General features: G+C 55.5%; 20 protein-coding genes. 8 read left to right on the top strand and 12 right to left on the bottom strand.

What is annotated here, in order from left to right:
- Positions 1–236: 236 nt before the first annotated feature.
- From HOV93_RS18630 to tsaE, 3 genes are all read left to right on the top strand, one after another.
- On the top strand, positions 237–1604 hold the full coding sequence (locus HOV93_RS18630; RefSeq protein WP_235990652.1) for a trypsin-like peptidase domain-containing protein: 1368 nt from the start codon (positions 237–239) through the stop codon (positions 1602–1604).
- Positions 1605–1887: 283 nt separating this feature from the next.
- Complete coding sequence (locus HOV93_RS26475) at positions 1888–2805, top strand: thiamine-phosphate kinase (RefSeq protein WP_207398048.1); 918 nt, start codon at positions 1888–1890, stop codon at positions 2803–2805.
- A 13-nt stretch (positions 2806–2818) separates the two neighbouring features.
- Positions 2819–3298 (top strand): tRNA (adenosine(37)-N6)-threonylcarbamoyltransferase complex ATPase subunit type 1 TsaE, encoded by a 480-nt coding sequence (gene tsaE, locus HOV93_RS18620; protein WP_207398047.1) that lies wholly within the window; start codon positions 2819–2821, stop codon positions 3296–3298.
- A gap of 4 nt (positions 3299–3302) precedes the next feature.
- Here the strand turns inward: tsaE and HOV93_RS18615 are convergent, their stop codons facing one another.
- The 7 genes from HOV93_RS18615 to hslV all read right to left on the bottom strand — a co-directional run bounded on the left by HOV93_RS18615 (position 3303) and on the right by hslV (position 9935).
- Positions 3303–3617 carry a hypothetical protein gene (locus tag HOV93_RS18615; protein WP_207398046.1) on the bottom strand — a complete coding sequence of 105 codons (315 nt, stop codon included), beginning with the start codon at positions 3615–3617 and terminating at the stop codon, positions 3303–3305.
- Between the two features lie 92 nt (positions 3618–3709).
- Positions 3710–4558, bottom strand: coding sequence for a DUF1559 domain-containing protein (locus HOV93_RS18610; protein WP_207398045.1), 849 nt, complete (start codon positions 4556–4558; stop codon positions 3710–3712).
- 68 nt (positions 4559–4626) lie between these two features.
- Positions 4627–5820, bottom strand: a complete 1194-nt coding sequence (locus HOV93_RS18605; protein ID WP_207398044.1) for a hypothetical protein — start codon at positions 5818–5820, stop codon at positions 4627–4629.
- A 578-nt stretch (positions 5821–6398) separates the two neighbouring features.
- The gene (locus tag HOV93_RS18600) at positions 6399–7214 is read right to left on the bottom strand and encodes a S1 family peptidase (RefSeq protein WP_207398043.1); all 816 of its coding nucleotides are present in this window, start codon (positions 7212–7214) and stop codon (positions 6399–6401) included.
- A 158-nt stretch (positions 7215–7372) separates the two neighbouring features.
- The gene (locus HOV93_RS18595; RefSeq protein WP_207398042.1) at positions 7373–7741 is read right to left on the bottom strand and encodes a hypothetical protein; all 369 of its coding nucleotides are present in this window, start codon (positions 7739–7741) and stop codon (positions 7373–7375) included.
- A gap of 311 nt (positions 7742–8052) precedes the next feature.
- On the bottom strand, positions 8053–9396 hold the full coding sequence (gene hslU / locus HOV93_RS18590) for an ATP-dependent protease ATPase subunit HslU (RefSeq protein ID WP_207398041.1): 1344 nt from the start codon (positions 9394–9396) through the stop codon (positions 8053–8055).
- A complete protein-coding gene (hslV, locus tag HOV93_RS18585) occupies positions 9396–9935 on the bottom strand; it encodes an ATP-dependent protease subunit HslV (RefSeq protein ID WP_207398040.1) in 540 nt (179 codons plus the stop codon). Before hslV ends, hslU begins: the two co-directional genes overlap by 1 nt.
- 157 nt (positions 9936–10092) lie before the next feature.
- Between hslV and HOV93_RS18580 the strand changes: the two genes are divergently transcribed.
- Positions 10093–10659: a hydrolase gene (locus HOV93_RS18580; RefSeq protein ID WP_207398039.1), complete on the top strand. Its 567-nt coding sequence runs from the start codon at positions 10093–10095 to the stop codon at positions 10657–10659.
- Here the strand turns inward: HOV93_RS18580 and HOV93_RS18575 are convergent.
- Together HOV93_RS18575 and HOV93_RS18570 are read right to left on the bottom strand one after the other, a co-directional pair.
- Positions 10656–11594, bottom strand: coding sequence for a CHAD domain-containing protein (locus tag HOV93_RS18575; protein ID WP_207398038.1), 939 nt, complete (start codon positions 11592–11594; stop codon positions 10656–10658). The genes HOV93_RS18580 and HOV93_RS18575 overlap by 4 nt on opposite strands.
- 14 nt (positions 11595–11608) lie before the next feature.
- On the bottom strand, positions 11609–13249 hold the full coding sequence (locus tag HOV93_RS18570; protein WP_207398037.1) for a Ppx/GppA phosphatase family protein: 1641 nt from the start codon (positions 13247–13249) through the stop codon (positions 11609–11611).
- Positions 13250–13410: 161 nt separating this feature from the next.
- On the opposite strand from HOV93_RS18570, the gene HOV93_RS18565 reads away from it, so the two are divergent.
- Both HOV93_RS18565 and HOV93_RS18560 read left to right on the top strand, forming a co-directional pair.
- Positions 13411–13905, top strand: coding sequence for a SixA phosphatase family protein (locus HOV93_RS18565; protein WP_207398036.1), 495 nt, complete (start codon positions 13411–13413; stop codon positions 13903–13905).
- Positions 13906–14202: 297 nt separating this feature from the next.
- Entirely contained in the window at positions 14203–15216 is a 1014-nt protein-coding gene (locus HOV93_RS18560; RefSeq protein WP_207398035.1) for an isocitrate/isopropylmalate dehydrogenase family protein, read from the top strand.
- Between the two features lie 36 nt (positions 15217–15252).
- On the opposite strand, the gene HOV93_RS18555 is transcribed toward HOV93_RS18560, so the two are convergent.
- Positions 15253–15582: a hypothetical protein gene (locus tag HOV93_RS18555; RefSeq protein WP_207398034.1), complete on the bottom strand. Its 330-nt coding sequence runs from the start codon at positions 15580–15582 to the stop codon at positions 15253–15255.
- A 592-nt stretch (positions 15583–16174) separates the two neighbouring features.
- Here HOV93_RS18555 and HOV93_RS18550 point away from each other — a divergent pair.
- Positions 16175–16576: a hypothetical protein gene (locus tag HOV93_RS18550; RefSeq protein WP_207398033.1), complete on the top strand. Its 402-nt coding sequence runs from the start codon at positions 16175–16177 to the stop codon at positions 16574–16576.
- A gap of 569 nt (positions 16577–17145) precedes the next feature.
- Here the strand turns inward: HOV93_RS18550 and HOV93_RS18545 are convergent.
- Positions 17146–17766, bottom strand: coding sequence for a hypothetical protein (locus HOV93_RS18545; RefSeq protein ID WP_207398032.1), 621 nt, complete (start codon positions 17764–17766; stop codon positions 17146–17148).
- Between the two features lie 95 nt (positions 17767–17861).
- On the opposite strand from HOV93_RS18545, the gene HOV93_RS26210 reads away from it, so the two are divergent.
- Complete coding sequence (locus HOV93_RS26210; protein ID WP_261358633.1) at positions 17862–17984, top strand: hypothetical protein; 123 nt, start codon at positions 17862–17864, stop codon at positions 17982–17984.
- A 29-nt stretch (positions 17985–18013) separates the two neighbouring features.
- Here the strand turns inward: HOV93_RS26210 and HOV93_RS18540 are convergent.
- The coding region (locus HOV93_RS18540; RefSeq protein WP_207398031.1) for a transposase at positions 18014–18446 on the bottom strand (433 nt) is incomplete at its 5' end.

Genomic DNA, 18446 nt, shown 5'->3' with positions numbered 1-18446 from the left:
TGCAATGCATCTTCGCCTAACCCGCATAGTTAGCGCTCGAAAGACTATCTCGCTGGCAATCTAGGTTGACTCTACGGCCAAACTCGGGAGGGATGAAGGGACCGAGCCGTGTGTTCCGATGACACCTTTCGGCCCGCTAATCCATCTCTCCGCCTGTCATAAGCAACGATCGGAGCTGCGGTGCTATCAATGTTAGGTATCGATGACGCTCCGGGTTGCCGAAAGACGAGAGATCTATGCGTTCACCCTCCTTGAATATGCTCGCCGTTCGTCTCTGCTCGCTTCTGTTTGCGACGATGGTTTGCTATTCACCGGTCTTCTCCGGCTCATCAGCACACGCCACCGAACTCCGCAAGTCACCGATCGTCAAAGCGGTTCAGTCGGCGAAAGACTCCATCGTCAACATCCATGGTCACAAGACTGTCTCGACAGTCAGTGCGGTGGGCGGCGACACACCACGTCAGGTTAACGGCATGGGCACCGGCGTGATCATTGATCGCCGAGGCTTCATCGTCACCAACCACCACGTGGTCGACGGTGTCCGACGCATTCAAGTCACGTTCAACAGTGGCGAAACGCTCATTGCCCGCTTGATCGCCCACGACCTGACGACCGACCTGGCCGTCATCAAGGTCGATGCCTCGGATGAACTACCTTGCATCAACATTGGCAAGTCGACCGACCTGATGCCCGGCGAAACGGTCATTGCAGTCGGCAACGCCTACGGATACGAAAACTCGGTCACTCGCGGCATCATCAGTGCACTGCACCGTAGCGTTCAAGTGACCGAGAACCAAAAGTACGACGATCTGATTCAAACCGATGCCAGCATCAACCCCGGCAATTCCGGTGGCCCGCTGCTGAACATCGACGGTCAGATGATCGGCATCAATGTGGCCGTTCGTGTGGGTGCCCAAGGCATTGGCTTTGCGATTCCGGTCGACAACGTTATGGAAATCTCTTCCCGCATGATGTCGACCGAACGCATGAGCGATCAATCGCACGGCATCCGCGGCAAGACCCTGTGGGAAGACGACACGCCCATCTTCAAGGTCACCGGCGTCGAGAAAGACAGCCCTGCCGATGCGGCTGGCCTGCGAATCGGCGACACGCTGACTAAGATTGGCGAACAACCCATCCAGCGTCAGCTCGACATCGAACTGGCTCTGCTCAACCGCACGCTCAACGAAGAAGTGACCCTAGAGGTCAACCGAGCTGGTGAAACGGGCAAACAGTTGGCCATCGTCACCAAGAGCGTTAGTGGTGCCACCAACGTCTCGGACCTGGCTTGGCGAACGATGGGCGTCCGGGTGAAGGCCATGCCTGAACCGGATTTCTCGCAACTGGCCAGCCGTTACCGAGGCGGACTGCAAGTGACCGCCGTGCGAGCTGGCAGCCCAGCCGAAGTCGAAGGCATCCAGACCGGCGACATCCTGGTCGGAATGCACGACTGGGAAACGATCTCGTACGAGAACCTCGACTACATCCTGAAGAACAAGTCGGTCACCACACGCGGTGCGATTCGCTTCTACATTCTGCGAGAACGCGACACCCTGTACGGCGACATCAGCCTGGCCGCCACTCAACAAGTCACGCAGCGATAGCACTTAATCGCTGCCACAACCGGGGCGTGGGGCGCACTTAGTCCCTCGCCCCCGGTGACCTTTGACCAATCGCTCCAGCGACGACTTAAGTCTCTAGTCCCCTCGCCCCTCCGGGGAGAAGGTTAGGGTGAGAGGCCAACCAGGGTCCCGCCTTCCACCCCAGCAAGCAGCAAAGCGTCTCCGTTCGTCTGACGTGGCCCAAATCAGCCCAACCTTCGAACCGAGCCGCGTCTCTTCTATAATTCACAGGCAACCCAAACGCACCCTGTGAAAGTCTCTCGCCGTGGAACAAGCGTTCCTCAAGTATCTTGCCGCTCAAAAGCAAACGATTTCGCCCGATAGCATTGGCATCGGTGACGACGCCGCCGTGCTATCGTGGCAGGCCGATCAGAAGCTGGTCGTCTGTACCGACCTGATCTCGGACGAGACCGACTTTCACCTGGCTGAGGTCACACCGCAGCAGATCGGCCGCAAGGCCTTGGCCATCAATCTCAGCGACATCGCCGCCATGGCCTGCGAGCCCGTAGGAGCGTTCCTGACGCTGCTTCTGCCCCAGGGAGCCCCGTCGCTCGAGCTGGCTAAACAGATCTACGAGGGAGCCGCTCAGCTAGGAGCAACGTTCAACTGTCCGATCTTGGGTGGCGACACGAACAGCTGGCCCGGTAAGCTGGCCGTCAGTGTTACGGTGCTGGGACGTTGTCCGCGGGATAAGCCGCTACTGCGTGAAGGAGCCCAACCTGGCGACGCGATCTATGTGACCGGGTCCCTTGGTGGTAGCATCCTCGGCGGGCACATCGACTTTCAACCGCGCATTAGCGAGGCGATCCGTCTTCGCGAGATTTGCGGTTTGACCGCAGGCATGGATATCAGCGACGGCATCTCGATCGACCTGCCGCGGCTGTGCGAGCAAAGCAGGGTCGGGGCCGAGATCGACGCTCGTCTGCTTCCCATTTCTGACGCGGCAAAACAAATGAGCCAATCCACCGGCAGGCCCCCATGGTGGCATGCCCTGAATGATGGCGAGGATTTCGAGCTTCTCTTCACCGTGCCGGGGGCCGAGGCCGCTCACCTGGAAGCCCAATGGACTGATTCAACCCCAGTGACAAAAATAGGAACCATTCAATCAGGCACTAAGCTGTTCTTGCTGGACGAAACCGGCCAGCGCCAGCCCTTGAAGCCAGAAGGTTTTTCGCACCAATAGCCAACAAGCCACCATGAGCAACATCACCTGGGAAGCGACCAGCGAAGACGATACCAACAAACTCGGGAGCATTCTCGCCGAGGCCATCCCGCCGGGCACCGTCGTCGCCCTGAACGGCACACTCGGAGCCGGCAAAACGCGGCTAGTCAAAGCGATGGCCAACCAACTGGGCATCCCGGCCGAAGACGTCGTCAGCCCGACGTTCGTCATCATGCAGCGTTACTACGGCAACAAAACGCTTTATCACTTCGACGTCTACCGCATTAAAGACGATGACGAATTCCTGGAACTCGGCCCCGAGGAGTATTTCGACTCCGACGGCATCACACTATTGGAATGGGCCGACCGAGTCGTCAACTGCCTGCCTCACGATTACCTGCGGATCGATATCGAAGTCCTAGGAGAGACGTCGCGGCAGTTCACAATCTCGTCAGTCGGAACCGATCTCGATAACGTGCCGCTGCAGGTAAAAGACGCATTGGAAGCGTCGTAAGCCGCTAGGGGGCACCACCCGCTGCGAGGCCCTTCTTAACGCTTGCCGACAGTCGTTTGGCATGTTGCTTAATCTGGCGATCATTGCCCAGCGAAGCAATCTGCTGGACCGAAGCCGCTTCTCCCATCAGGCCGGCTTCTTCGAGGCCAATAGTCAACTGCAACAACGTTTGTTCTTCAAACTGACCCGTTTTGGCCACTTCATCGAGCGTGGCAACAAACTGATCTCGCGAAAGTGCTTCCGGCGGCGGCGGCACTTCGCTCGACGAGCAACCGACGACCGCAACGACCAGGACAAACAATAGGAATCGAATGAGCATCTTGGGATTTTCCCGAGCAATGGTTGTGATGAAGAAAAAAGGCCCCACGCCAGCGCGTACGTTGCGCGACGTGGGGCTGTGGATCTCGCCGATTAATACTGGCCCAAAACGTTGCCGTCTCGAACGCGACCTAGATTCTTGTAGGTGTCGGTATCGATGGTCTCGCTAAGAAAGTGGACCGAGCCATCGCCGAACAAAAACAGTGCTCCGCCAGGATGGGCACTGGTAAAGTTATAGGAACCCGCCGCGCCGTTGATCCCGTAATAGCCGGTCGTCATGATGGCGTTGTTATGGTAGTACGTTCCACTGCTGGTTCCTCCAATCCAAAGGGTCGCCTTCTTTTGGGTCCAGTTCGTTTTCTTCAACGTGCTGCGTTCACCGACCGAAGCCACATTGCTTAACCCGTCGGTCATATCTCGGAACTTGACGAACGAGTTGTCGTAGAATGTGCCGTCGGCACCACTTCCCCCGAGATAGTGCGAAGCACCGACGCCGGTGTAGTTCGACTTGCCATAGCCACTCAAGTGAATGTTGAGCCCGCTAGAAGGATCGGAAGGACAAATGAACGCGTCCAAGGGCAATTTCGCCAGGTCTTCCATGTCGGTTATGTTGAACCAGGCCTCATCGTAGGCGCCAACCGCTTTCATCTCGTCGAGCAGTGCCGACTGTTCCACGTACGGCAAAAGGTAGGTTCCCCAGCCCATGAAATTATTGCTGCTGCCCACATCGATCCAGCCGGGAGGAAGCGAAGAGAACGTGTCGTGGTAGTTGTGCATCGCCAAACCCAATTGCTTCAGGTTGTTGTTGCACTGAATACGGCGGGCCGCCTCGCGAGCTTGTTGCACGGCCGGCAGAAGCAACGCAATCAGAACGCCGATGATCGCAATGACCACCAACAGTTCGACCAAGGTGAACGCAGATTTTTTGTGGGCAATTTTCATGGATCTCTTCTAAGCCGTAAAAGTGATAAACAGAAGTCAAAGTTCAAAACAAATCCGCCGAACGATCGTTACGCCAAAGGCAATGCCTGAGTGAACACTTGATCCTCGCCGTCGATTTCCGCTGCCTCGACGCGAAGGTAAACATGGTTTTGCAGCGCCGCCGAACCTTGCGGTAAACTCCAGCGGCAGGTTTCGCCTGTCTCTTCGTGAAGCGTTCCCTGGGCAGAAACAACACGAATCGTGCAGGGGGCAGAGAGCTCGACGTGAAGCTGGCCATCGGTCTGCTCCAGACGTTTCAACTTGATGCGTCCTTCCAAGCAAGCGTAGAAGTCGCCGTTGCGGTACGCTCTCAGACAGGCCGCCGATAAGTCTTCGGCCGGCGTATTGGCGTCAACCAACAGGACGTTTTGCCCCTGGAAAGCCGGGTCCGAGTTGTGAGCATGGTCGGAAACTGCAAACGCGTAACAGCGGCGACCCGTCGCCAAAACGGCGTCCCACTCGTTGAGCGACCATCCTTTGCCGTTAAGCATGTGGGCCGTGTTGTTCCAGATTTCCATTCCCAGAACACGCGGGTCGAAGTCGAGAAATTCAAGCAACTGCTTGTGCGACGCGCCGCTCCATACCGGGTGATTGATCGTTACGCCGCCCCCATCAGCCACCTGAAGCTCAGCGAACATCCGCGAAAAGGCATCCTTCCACGGCAAGCCGGTCCCCATCGTATAGCCATGCTTGTTGAGCATGTACTTGCTCCGGGCATCGAACGTGCCGCTCCGAAACTCGGAACCGACCGCGTTGAAATGCCCGTTGTGATCGGTCATCGAGTGATGCTCGGCATTCGGACAAATGATGACGTCCGACGGAATTTGCGTGAAGCAAGGTCCACCGACCTCGAAGGGCATCCTTTCCTGCAATCCGGCCGGCAGTTTGTCGTACCAGCCTGACTTCGGATCTTGAATGATTTCGTTCCAGCGGAACTGGCGATGAACATAGCCTTCGCCGGGGACCGTGCCGAAATCTTGGCCCACGTTGTATTGCCCAATCCGCTCGTCCGGTTTGCACGGAGCCGAGGGATAGTAATTCGAGATCGCCAAGTGCCGCAGCCCTCGTCGGCACAGCAAATCTAGTGAACGTTGCGACCGGCAATGGGCGTGCGTTACCGAGCCGATGGCTTGAACGCTATCCCAATTCAAATTGGCATACGGCGGACGAGTTTGCGTCGCCGAGTCACTCCCCCAAGCATATCCACCCGATAGAAGAGCCATACCCGAAAGGGGAGCTGCCGAGAGAAAAGTCCGACGCGATACCGCGTTAAAAGGTGAACGATTCGTCATTACCTTGCTTGCCATTAAGGGGATGCGATGTGAATGAATTTCGCATGTTTTTGCCAGAGAACTCAGGCCCTAAATACGCTGCCAACGAACGCCGTACACCGCTGTCGACGCAACAGAGCCCAGCTTGCCACGACCATTTTTCCTGTCGGGCTGCCCGCATGCCTGGATACTTTATCCATCTCAATCCAGAACGTCTACCTGCTTGGCTCGCATTCACTAAACCTTAACCACACGACAACCAAAGGGTCGACTTTAGCACCAAAATGCGGGTATCAGCCGAGTGAATGAAAAGTCCAACACCTCTTAATGGATATTAAATCCCACGATGATACGCACCTTCGAGTTTACGAGAACCTTCGCCGAATCCGGGCGATAAAACGCTAAGAATCGCGACCTTCGATCAATCGCAGAGTGGCCTACTGGTACCTAACTCGCACTGGGTGAACACCTCAAAGAGAAGGTGCGAGTTGAAGAGATGATCTATGCCCCAGTCGGCGCAAGAACGAAGCTCACTTCATCAGGCGGATCGTCTCGATGATAAGCGAGGAGTGAATGACGTTTGCGAGCCCGAACTGGTGTCGTGTCTTCACGGTAATGTAGCTTCCTTCCAGTGTATCGTTCAGTAAGCGTTGCCCTTGCATGAGTCCCAGAATTCGTGGCACACGCTCTGTAGGACCGTCGGCTTCGCCTGATCGCGTCACAAAGACTGGGCCGCCGCTGTCACCACTAAACGAATTGGTGCTTAAGTAGAATGTCTTCGTCTTCTTCGTAGGAAGCAGCGGGAAGGATGCCAGCGGCCCATCACGAAGAATCGGAAAACCAGCTTCACTTGATTCTTCTCGGTGGGGGTACCCGAGCAACGTCAGGCGTTCGCCGGGATGAACTTGAAGTGCTCTTAGGTCGTCGTCCGTCATAAGGCTATCCGTCGAGAGGACTGCCAAGTCAGCTTCCACCGGAGGCTTGACCGAAATAGCAGCCACATCCTCCGTCGGATGCTTTACCCACAGCGGCGTATCACCTTTTCGGATGACCAGTTGAGTCGGGAGTTTGGTGTATTCTCCCTCTCCGGTCTGACAGCGAAACACGACCGTCGTCTGTTCGCCTGGGGTTTGATCCAACACGTGCGCAGCGGTGATCAAGATGAAGCTTTTGCCACCGTCCGGCGAAAGCACGAAGCCGGTCGCCGTAGATTTTTTGTGAACGATTTTAAACGTCGCTCTGAATACTTGCGTATTCGCATCTTGAGTCGCGGCACCTACCGACGAACCGAAAAGAAGCAACAACACAGGAGCCAATACGAGCAGACGCAAAAAACCAATCAACATTCTATCTTCATCCCATACGTAACGGCCCGAAGCGGCACGGCGAAGGAACATTGTATCACGCAAAGGAGGCAAAACGACGACCATGCGCCGAAATGGCCCGACTGGGCAGAACAGAACATCTGCCAGCGGTGGCCGGGCTCATGCCTCAACTCAAGAAGCTATTCAATCACAGTTATAGATAACGTTGGGCATAAGAACTCAAAAGTTTGCCAATGTCCTGTGCTCACGTTGAATCCTGAAATAACAGCACTTTCTTCGGATAATCTCGATTCACAAATTTCGCGAATTTGGCCTGCTTCGGCAACTGTGACGGTGCGGGGATTCTCGCCGCTTTCGTCATACCGCGTTATTTGTAAAGACGTCCAATCGTCAATTCGCAAGGTCACGTCGGAATCGACACTTCCTTCGCCTTTTATATAACAGCCACCAAGCGTACAAGAAAAACTATCCTCTTTAAGGAGCAAATTAATTATTTCGTAGTCGGCAAACGAAACCATCGAAATCTTGCTTGCTGGTATCTCTGTCATTTACTGATTACCAATACAAATATATGCCAGCAAGAATTACACACAACGCAGTTATTGATTTCTGCGCGGACGCGCCGCTGCCACCCTCGGCGGTGTGAATGCCAGATAGATTCGATTCAACTCAATCCAAGATCACTACGATGATCCAGGAAGTGCCCTCCGCCTTTTTGAAACTAGGGACATGAATGGAGCCAAAAGACCAGATATCCGACTTGCCACTTCACACTGCCGAGAGCGGCAGTGGCACACTCCTAAGAGGCTACACATGGTGGAAATCTCAGTAGTAGTAGCCAGCAGGGTCCTAAGCTGACCTACAAAATAAATCGGCTCAGATCCTCGTCCTTGCTCACGTCATCCAGCCGCTGCTTCACGTAGGCGGCGTTGATTTCTACCGTGCCGTACTTCATGTCTGGGGCTTCGAAGCTCAGTTCTTCCAGCAGGCGCTCCATAATAGTGTACAGCCGTCGGGCACCGATGTTTTGTGTGGTTTGATTGACCTGAAACGCGTACGAGGCAATCTCTTCCAAGGCATCTGCGGTGAAGCGAACGGCTACTTCTTCAGTTTTCATCAGCTCGACGTATTGCCGCGTGAGCGAAGACTTCGGCTCAGTTAAGATGCGGACGAAGTCTTCCTTGGTCAGGTCGGAAAGTTCGACGCGGATGGGGAAGCGGCCTTGTAGCTCTGGCATCAGGTCGCTCGGGCTCACCTTATGAAACGCCCCGGCGGCGACGAACATGACGTGATCGGTGTTCACGTAGCCATATTTGGTTTGCACGGTTGTGCCTTCGACGATTGGCAGCAGGTCACGCTGTACTCCTTGGCGAGAAACGTCGGTGCCTCCTTTACCTTCGCCTGCGACAATCTTGTCGATCTCGTCCAGGAAGATCATCCCCAGGTTTTCGGCCAGGTCGATTGCCGCTTCGTAGATGCGTTCTTTGTCCAACAGTGCTTCGGTTTCCTGTTCGATCAGTACCTTGCGTGCTTGGGCGACGGTCAGTTCGCGGCGGGTACTGTTTTTGGGCATGATCTTTTCCAGCATGCCTTGCAGATCCATATCCATCTGCTCCATGCCCATCCCGCCGATCATCACCGGCGCGCCTTTTTGCTCGACGGTCAGCTCGACGGTGCGGTCTTCCAGTTGGCCAGCTTCCAGCATCTCTTTCATGCGCTGTCGCGAGCGTTCGTGTTTCTCTTGCTCTTCCGGCTCGCCGGTCGAGAGGGCAGGGCGGGGCGAAATCAATTGGTCGAGCAATCGCCGTTCGGCCCGCTGCTTGGCTTCCTCTTGAACGGCCTCACGCTCGCTTTCTCGCACGATGCCGATCGCGTTGTCGACCAGCTCGCGGACCATGCTTTCGACGTCGCGGCCGTAGTAGCCCACTTCGGTAAACTTGGTCGCTTCGACCTTCAGAAACGGGGCCCCGGTGAGCTTTGCCAAACGACGGGCAATTTCGGTCTTACCCACGCCGGTCGGGCCGATCATGAGGATGTTCTTGGGCGACACTTCCTGCCGAAGTTCTTCCGGCAGATTGCGGCGACGCCAGCGATTGCGAACCGCAATGGCCACGGCCCGCTTGGCATCGTTTTGCCCGACGATATCGGCGTCGAGCATTTTCACGATTTCGCGCGGCGTTAGATCTTGATTGGCTTTCGACATTAGACCATCTCCACGCGATGAATTTTGATGTTATGGTTGGTATAGATATCGATATCGGCGGCGATCTTCAAACTCTCGCGAACGATTTCTTCTGCCGAAAGATCGCTGTGCTGGACCAGAGCCTTGGCGGCCGCCGTGGCATAGTTGCCGCCGGAGCCAATCCCCAAAATGCCGTCGGTCGGCTGAATGACGTCCCCGGTGCCAGAGAGCAGCAGCGTTTGCTCGGCATCGACCACTACCATCAACGCTTCGAGGCGACGCATGGCCCGGTCGGTTCGCCACTGTTTGGCTAGTTCGGTCGCGGCCTTGGGGACGTTGCCGGGGAAATCTTTCAGGAACGATTCGAAGCGTTCTAACAAGGCGAACGCATCGGCGGTCGAGCCGGCGAAGCCACACCAGACTTTGCCACCCAACAGGGGACGGATCTTCGAGGCGTCCGATTTCATCACGCTGGTGTTCATGGTAACTTGGCCGTCGCCGCCAATGGCGACTTGGTCCTTGTGGCGAACGGCCAGGATGGTCGTCGAGCGAATTCGCATGCAAGAGTCCTCGCGAGCTTACGTATCGATTGCTAGGCTTAAGGCTGTGGCCCTGTATTGTGGCGCAATTTGGTCGCAACGACTAGCACTAGCCACCGATCGCCCCGCGACACGCAGGCCCTACGTTTTACTGTTTCTTATTTTGATCGTTGCCCCCATGTCTGAACCACTTCCCAATCCGCTGCTGATGAATCCGTCGAACACCGTGCTGCTGGTGATCGATATGCAAGAGAAACTGCTTCCCTCGATTGCTGATCGCGAGCGTATTGTCTGGAACACACGGCGACTGTTGGACGGTGCAGAGATCTTAGGCATACCGGCTCTGGGTACCGAGCAGTATCGCAAGGGGTTAGGAGCAACCGTCGAGCCGCTAGCCGCCAAGCTGGGCGAGATGCCTGATAAACTGCAGTTCAGCAGCTGCCAGGCGATTGCCGCCAAGCTCGAAGAACTAAACCGTCCGAAGATTATCCTCGCCGGTATCGAGGCCCACGTGTGTGTGCAGCAAACGGCGCTCGACCTGCTGTCGCTGGGTTACGACGTGTACCTGGCAGCCGATGCCGTGGGGGCGCGTTTCTCGCACGATCTAGAGTTCGCCCTGCGGAGAATGGAGTCGACCGGCGTCACGCTCACCACCACCGAGGCTGCCTTGTTTGAATGGTGCCGTGTGGCCGGCACACCGCAGTTCAAGCAGATCAGCCAGTTGGTTCGCGAAGCAAGTCCTTAAACCGTCGGTGACAAGCCGAGACCGCCCAGGTATTGATCGAAGTGCTCTTTCAGCTGCTGAGCGCGAGACTCGGTCCACCAGATGCGGAAGGCCTCGGCCTTCTCATCGAATTGGACACGTTCGTGCTCGACCAACTGCGTGAGAAACGCAGGGAACTTTTTGGTCGATGTCTCGTTTTGCCAACGCAGAATCTTTTCGACGGCCGTGTGATGATCGTTGATGACGCCTAGCTTGGACTGAACTTCTTCAAACGCCGGATACAGTTCTTCGCGGAAACTCGCGGGAAAACCACTTTCGACCAACTCCATCGCGTAGCGGGCCTTCTTTCCTTCGATCCGCATTTGATGCAACGACTCTGGCGATTCGCCCAGCATCTGTGAAAAGTGAAAGAAGCGCACCACCAGCGGTTCGAGCAGGGTGGGGGCCATCTGCTCGACGGACTCTTCTTCAGCGACTTCTCGCCAACGCGTGCGGAGAACAACGCCTTCGAATTTTCGGGCCAGGTTTTCCGATTTGGCCCACTCCCATGTCTTGACCAAGTTGGGCTGAGCAGCCTTGCGGAGACCTTTGAGAAACGCCAGCACTTCACGCTTGTCGTCATCACCAATGACAAACTTGGCCTTGCGAATCCGCTTCATGAAAACATCCAAGTCGCGGGCCTCACCCCCGGCCTTGCGAAGCTTCTGGGTCGCTTTACGCACGACGGTCGTACGTTTCAGCGGAAGCAGAGAAGCAAAAAGCTGCAGGGCAGCCTGGGTCCGACGAGACCACGTACGCAAATGATGAACGTACTCGACATCTTCCTTCCAGCGATTGGCGGCCAGCGGTAGGTACTCGAGCATGCGGCTCGAGCGCGTACGAAGCGCCTCCTTGGCGACCTCTGAAATGGAATGCCCTGGCTCGATTTTTCCCAGCCAGTTGGTGTTCTTTCCCATGAAACTAAACTTTACTAGTTCGACACGCCACTCGCCGCCGGTCGATGAAGCCCGAAGCGAATGTCGGTATTGAACGCTTTGCAAAACAACTCGGTGCGTGATCGGGCCGCCCACAAATCGACTTCCGGGTCGCCGGTGGCTTCGATCGAAACAAAGATGTGATCGGGATGTTGCGTGATTTCTGCCTGAGAAACCTGCTGGCGGTGGCTTCGGTCGAGGGCGCCGGCCACACGTAATATGGCGGCCAGCTGCCTTACCCGCGTCTGATCATTGTCGCTCAAACGGGTGAAGTTTGCATGCTTTTTCTTCGGATTGGCTCCCCGATGGTACCGGGCCACGTTGGCCACAATTTCCAACGCATGTCGCGAAAAACCAGGCAACTGACTGTTGAGAATCAAGCTGTAGCTGTGCTTGTGATGCTGTTCGTAGTTAATCAGGTAACCAACGTCTTGCAGCATGGCGGAAGCATAGATGGTTTCGTCGTCCGTTTCCTTCAGGTTGAACAGCGGCGTTAGTTGTCGAAACAAACTGACGGCCAGGTTCGCCACGTGCTGCGTGTGAATCATGTCGACACCGCAGCTTCGCGAGAAGGTGTCCATCGCTTCCTGGCGACGTTGGTCATCGGCCGCTTTGTCGTCGGGCGAGCCAGGCTCGAGATCTTCCATCATGCTCAGCATTAGCCCGTCGCGAATACCCCGGTCGTGGATCCGCAGTGTATTGACATCCATGCGGTGCATCAGGCGGTCGATGATGGCGATGCCAGCGACGATAATGTCGGCGCGATCGGTACTGAGCCCCGGCAGCGACTTGCGTTCTTTGAGCGTCATCTTACTGAGCAGGTCCAGCATGTGGCTGACGTCGGCCCGGTGTATGCGATAACCCCATTCCATCTGCCCCACTTCGCCGCGCTGCATCATGAGGATGCTCGCCAGGGTGGTAAACGTGCCGCCGGTACCAAAGAGAACTTGCGGCACGAAAGGGCGTTTTTTGAGCAGTGTTTTCAGCTCTTTGTCGATGCCGGCAATCATGTTCTTCAAACTATCCGGCGTCGTGAAAAGCTCTTCGTTGATGCCGAATTGTTCGGTGGCCCGCACACAGCCGAGCTTAGTCGGGACGATCTCTTCGATATGCCCCCCACAGGCAAACACGACCTCGGTGCTGCCGCCGCCAATGTCGGCGATGGCTACGTTCATGTCGCGAACATCGAAAGCCTGGGCCACGCTACGAAAAGCCAACTGGCCTTCCATATCAGCCGAGATCACTTCGATATCAATCCCGACTTCGTCCTTGGCTCGCTGACAGAACTCGCCCCCGTTGCCGGCCTCACGCACGGCGCACGTGGCGATGGTGCGAATATCGTAGACGCCGAATCCTTCGGCAATCTTCTTGAAGCGACGCAGGGCGTTGATCGAATTATCGATCGTTGCCGGGTCGAGGTTGCCGTTGATCGATAAGCTATGTGCCAAACGCGTTGACTCACGTTCTTCGTCGAGCACGCGGTAGTCGTAACCTGCCAGCTTTTGCGCCACGACCAGACGCATGCTGTTCGAGCCGATATCGATTGCGGCGCAGCGGATCGGTGCGTCTTCTGGTGGGGATGCTGCGTTTTCCGTCTCGACATTGGCCAGGCGAATATCGGTCGGTTGTTGGCTCATAGGGTCGCCATCCTTACGTCAAAAGTTCGACTAGATGCATATTCAAAGAAAGATCCAAACGACACAATAGGGGACACCTGCAGTTGCCGGCCCGAGATATGCCCGGCGACCATTGCCAGAAGAATCCCAGCCTGCCACGCGATGGCCGAAAGAAACCACCGATGATACGAATGATTTTGATGCGGCACGCCAAGAGTTCTTGGGAAGATGATGTCGCCGATTTTGATCGCCCTTTGAATGGTCGCGGCTTACGAGATGCTCCTCGCATCGCCGCTGAACTATCGAATCGAGGTTGGAGCCCCGACGTAGTGGTTCATTCTGCCGCCCTGCGAACCACCCAGACCTGGGAATTGATGGCAAGCCATTTCCCCGAAGCCACGCAGGTCATCTCCTCGAAATCGCTGTACCACGGCTCTCCGGCGGACATCCGCGCGGTCGCGGAAAAACTTCCCGCAAGCTGCGGCACCTCTTTAATTATCGGGCACAACCCTGGGTGGGAATTAGCGGTTAATCAATTGTCGAGCCAAAACGTCCGCATGACAACCGCTAACGCAGCGTTATTTGAGAATGTTGCTGGCGGCTGGGAAAATGCGTTCGCCCAGCCCAATCCCTGGCAAATGATCGAAATTTTGCGGCCCAAAGAACTCGCCTCGTAACCCTTGCGATCACCTCAAAGGGGTTAGATCGCGTGTCCGACACGATAATTTTCAACCTCGTGCGGATTTCCCCAGCAACTACCAAGGGCATTCGCATTGCCGCAAGCCGTGTCCTTGAGGGCGGTGCTGCACCGCTGACATTCTTCGCGGCAGAGACACAAACGACACGTGCCGCGGGCTAGGCTCGACATCCCTAAAAGGATGCCCAAAATAGGTCCTAACCAACCTTTACGTCCGCCACCCGGTGCTTCCGAACGCGATCTCGCGCTCTCAGAAGACACTTTTAGGAGCAATCGCATGTCGTACCAAGTCTGCCTACTTTCCGGCGATGGCATCGGGCCCGAAATCACCAGCGTTGTCCAGGACATCATCGCGGCGGCTGGCGTGACAATCGAATGGATCCCCTGCGAAGCAGGGCTCTCCGCGTTTGAAAAACATGGCGATCCGCTCCCGCAGGAAACGCTCGACAACATTCGCCGGACCAAGATCGCGCTGAAAGGCCCCCTGGCCACTGCCAGCGGTACGGGCTTCCGCAGTGTGAATGTGTCGCTCCGAAAAGAGCTTCAGCTGTATGCCAACTATCGGCCAGCCAAATCGCTCAAAGGAGTTCCCGCGCCTTTCAAAGATGTCGACTTGATTGTCGTTCGCGAGAACACCGAAGGACTTTACAGCGGACTCGAACACACCGTCATTCCAGGCGTGGTGGAAAGCCTGCGCGTGATCACCGAAACGGGCTCGCGTCGGATCGCCAAGTTCGCCTTCGATACGGCCCGCAGCTTAGGCCGTAAGCGCGTGACGTGCATTCACAAGGCCAACATTTTGAAGCTCAGTGACGGGCTGTTCTTAGACACATGCAATAAAGTCGCCAAAGATTACCCCGACATCGAGTACGACGACTGCATCGTCGACGCGGCCGCAATGAAGATGGTCCTTAACCCGCATCAGTTCGACGTGCTGGTCATGGAAAACCTCTTCGGCGACATTCTCTCTGACCTCGCCAGTGGCCTGGTCGGCGGCTTGGGCGTGACCCCCAGCGGTAACCTGGGAACCGACGCCGCCGTCTTCGAAGCCGTGCACGGTACGGCCCCTGACATCGCCGGCAAAAACCTGGCCAACCCCACCGCGCTGCTGCTAAGCGCCACCATGATGCTCAAACACATGGGCGAAACGGAAGCCGGCAAGAAAATCGAAGCCTCGCTCTTCGCTGTCCTGGAAGAAGGCAAAACGCTAACTGGCGACCTGCAAGGCTCGGCCTCGACAACCGAATTCGGAGAAGCGATCATCGCGAAGCTGGATACGGTGAGCGTCTAAAACGGGCCTCCGATACAGCCTTTGACTACGCAGTCACTAGCTGCCATAGGGGCTAGGCTGCGCAACAAACCGGATAGCCATCTCGATATCGCGGCCATCTGGGGTGGTGAAGTTGAGTTGTTTCGGGGGTGCCTCTTCGTTCACTTCGAATTGGCATTGCACCTCGATCGCAACGTCGCTTGGACAACCCAACTCTTCCCACTGATCTTGATCGCACAAAGCCCCGGCACAACATTGGACCTTATGGTTCAAAAGCTCTAGCCGCTTATCCGGGTCGGTCGTCACTCCGCCATCGATGATGACAAAGACCACCTCGCCGTTGTTGCCTTTGAGAACCATGTCGATTTGGTTTGAATCTTCCAACATAAAATGATCTCTCGCTTTTCCTAATACAACAAACGGGGAACCGAGGTCTCTTGCGACGACCGATCCTTTCAAGGCCAGGCGAAACGGTTAGCGCGCCTCCTGCGCACGCTTGGCCGGGCCCCAAAAGCCCTCGTCCGGCATAGTTTAACTCGCTAGTGGGCTTTCTAACGTAGCAGCTCTTCGCGAGCGTTACGAGTAAATCTCCGTTGGATGTTTTAATCACTCCTTCGGCCGCCATCCAGCGCGCGTTTCCGGCGTATCGACATGCGATCAGCCCAGGAGGAAAAAGAACGTCAGGGCTTTGATTATGGCGGGGTCTTGATGAAGTCGAACGACATTCAAGTGTGTTCGCTGGCAGTTTAGCATTCTCCAAACCCCGGTGTACGAATGTCGGTGAACTCGTCCCAGGCTTGTTGGCGATATGCTATCGTATCGGGGCTAGTGCGAAGGCGGGCCACTTTCGTCAACGATAAGTTTTGTTCCAGGGATTGGATTCCAGGGCAGGTCTTAAGTTACCATAGCAAATGCCAAAATCGAATGTTCATCGAGAGAATGTTTGAGTTGACCCAAGATTGATTGACATGAGATTTCAATGAACCATCCATGGACCTTCTCAGAAAGTGTGCTGGCGATCCTGCTCCAGACAACCTGGGACCCTAATGCGATCTGCATCTTTGACGGCGTCTCTGGCGGGCTGTTATGGAGTGATGAGTATCCGCGCGAGGCATTCGCGGCGTGTTTTTCCGATAACAACTGGGCATTCCGATATGTTCTCGCTTACCGCGTTTCTTTGATCCTGGAAGAGCCCCGTGACGAATTCAGGGCTCCCTGGTTTCAGCTCGTGCGAGAGTGCCCCGACTGGCCCGGGTTACGGCAAGAACGGCGTTCCCCGTCGCTGCGGGACCAACTAAAAAGGGCACAGGACCGCTTCAGGAAAGAATTTCAAGAAGTGGATACGAAATACGGGGATACCCACCGCGAGGCTTCGTTGTAGTAGACCAGGGAAGCTAAAAAAGGGGGGGGGCTTAAAGGGGACGGGGGTTTTCTGAAACTCGCTTCGCGTCGAGATTTTCTTTCCTTCAATGGTCACGTCGATCACCTGCAACCGTCGATCCAGGCTTCCAACTTGTTGTCGAGAGAAGAAACGAACCCCGTCCGACCTGTAGAAAACGACAGGAATAGTTTGACCCGCTAGCGGACTTTCTAACGTAGCAGCTCTTAATGAGCGTTACGAGCAAATCTCCGTTAGATATTTTGGTCACGGCATGGGCGGTCGCGAAGCGACGTCGATCAATCAGAACCGATGGGGATTGTCACCTGGCAAAGTGCAGGGGAAATCCGGAAGATCGAGCTGCGTGTTTTGGGGGAGTCGTTTCTTTATCGCCTTGAAGCTTTTGCCTCGCATCCATAGTTCCAGAAAAGACCCCCGTCCCCTTATCCCTTATCCGATCACACCATTGGGGAGATGGGTTTCGTCGAGATTGCCGCGAAGATCGTATTGGTAGGCGGTTGCCAAAGGATCGTCGAGGATTGAGGCAGGGTCTTGATCTTCGATAACCGAAGCTAAAGCTGCGAAAGTTCCTCGTTCCACATTCTATGAGCCAAGTCCTCTGCCTCTGCTGGGATTGGCCAATCAGTGAAATTGGCTTTCCACTGAAAGACCTTCGAATCCCCCGAGAACTCTATTTCAATTAACTCATATGCTTCTTTGTTGTTTACCAGTACCAAGCAGTAGTCTGTTGCAGCCTCTTCCATAAAAGGAGATACAGCTAAAGGAAATGCTATCCATTCAGTACTCAATAGGGTGTGCCATAATTGCTTCGCGATACCCTTTCTCGGGATACAGCCATGCGACAAGGCTTGGCAGTACTTGGTGAGTGCAGAAAAGAGCTCGATGTGTGAGTTAATCGGGACGTAAGCCAATTCGGGAAATAGAAATCCAAATGCCTCTTCTCGCCATTGACGATTGAAGAAACCACTTGTCTCTGAATCAGTTCTCAGAGTAGCTGTTGGTAGGGTTACGGAGCTCGACGGGTCTTCCCAGTAACGCCATGTCTGGAACGATTTACAATCTAGTACATGTAGCATTTTGACCATTTGCAATCCAGTTCTGGGTATCAACCAGTGAGGATGCTGAGGCAGGAAGAAGTCGAGTTGCGATTGAATTGTCGTTATGGCGTCCATATTGTCCTATTGTGCGGACCCCCGGTGGGGTGGGCGGTTTTGTCTGCAAAGGGTATGTGGTAATGAACATGCAGGCCTAAGGGAGGTGTAAGTTTATGAAAGTTCCAATAATCGATACGAAAGAGTTGCTTGATATTGTTGTTGTCGACCGCCTTGTTATTGGTTCTTTTTGCAACCTGAAGGCCAATGCCAAAGAGCGTTCCACCACCAGGCCTTAGAGAGAGCAAAGGGGACGGGGGTCTTTTCTCTAACTACTCTTACGCGGCCGCCCGCGGGGGCGGAGGGTGTAACTCAAGCCGGAACGCTGGGCCTCGGCTTGTGTCCATTCTTGATTGCCATAGGGTCGGCCGCGGCTGACGCATTGGCGGAGGGCGCCGAGTTCTTTCTCGCTAAGTGATTCGTTCACACGTTGGAGCCAGTTGGGCGTTCGAGCAATTGGCCAGGGAGAAAGCAGACGGGGCTCCCGATCGGCTTTGTTCGTCCAACGCCAATGAGCGTGGTAACGCTGCGTGTGCGTGGCCGTGACCCAGCGGAGCATCCGCCCCATCATGCTGTCTTGCTCGGGACGAAGAATCAAATGCCAATGATTGGGCATCAACGTCAGTGCGAAGAGCTCGACCGGGTAACGCCGCAGCCCTTCGCCCAGCACGCGAAGAAATGCTTCATAGTCTTCCTCTTTG

The sequence above is a fragment of the Bremerella alba genome, from assembly GCF_013618625.1.
Lineage (GTDB): Bacteria > Planctomycetota > Planctomycetia > Pirellulales > Pirellulaceae > Bremerella > Bremerella alba.
This window is presented reverse-complemented; position numbering and strand designations above follow the sequence as displayed.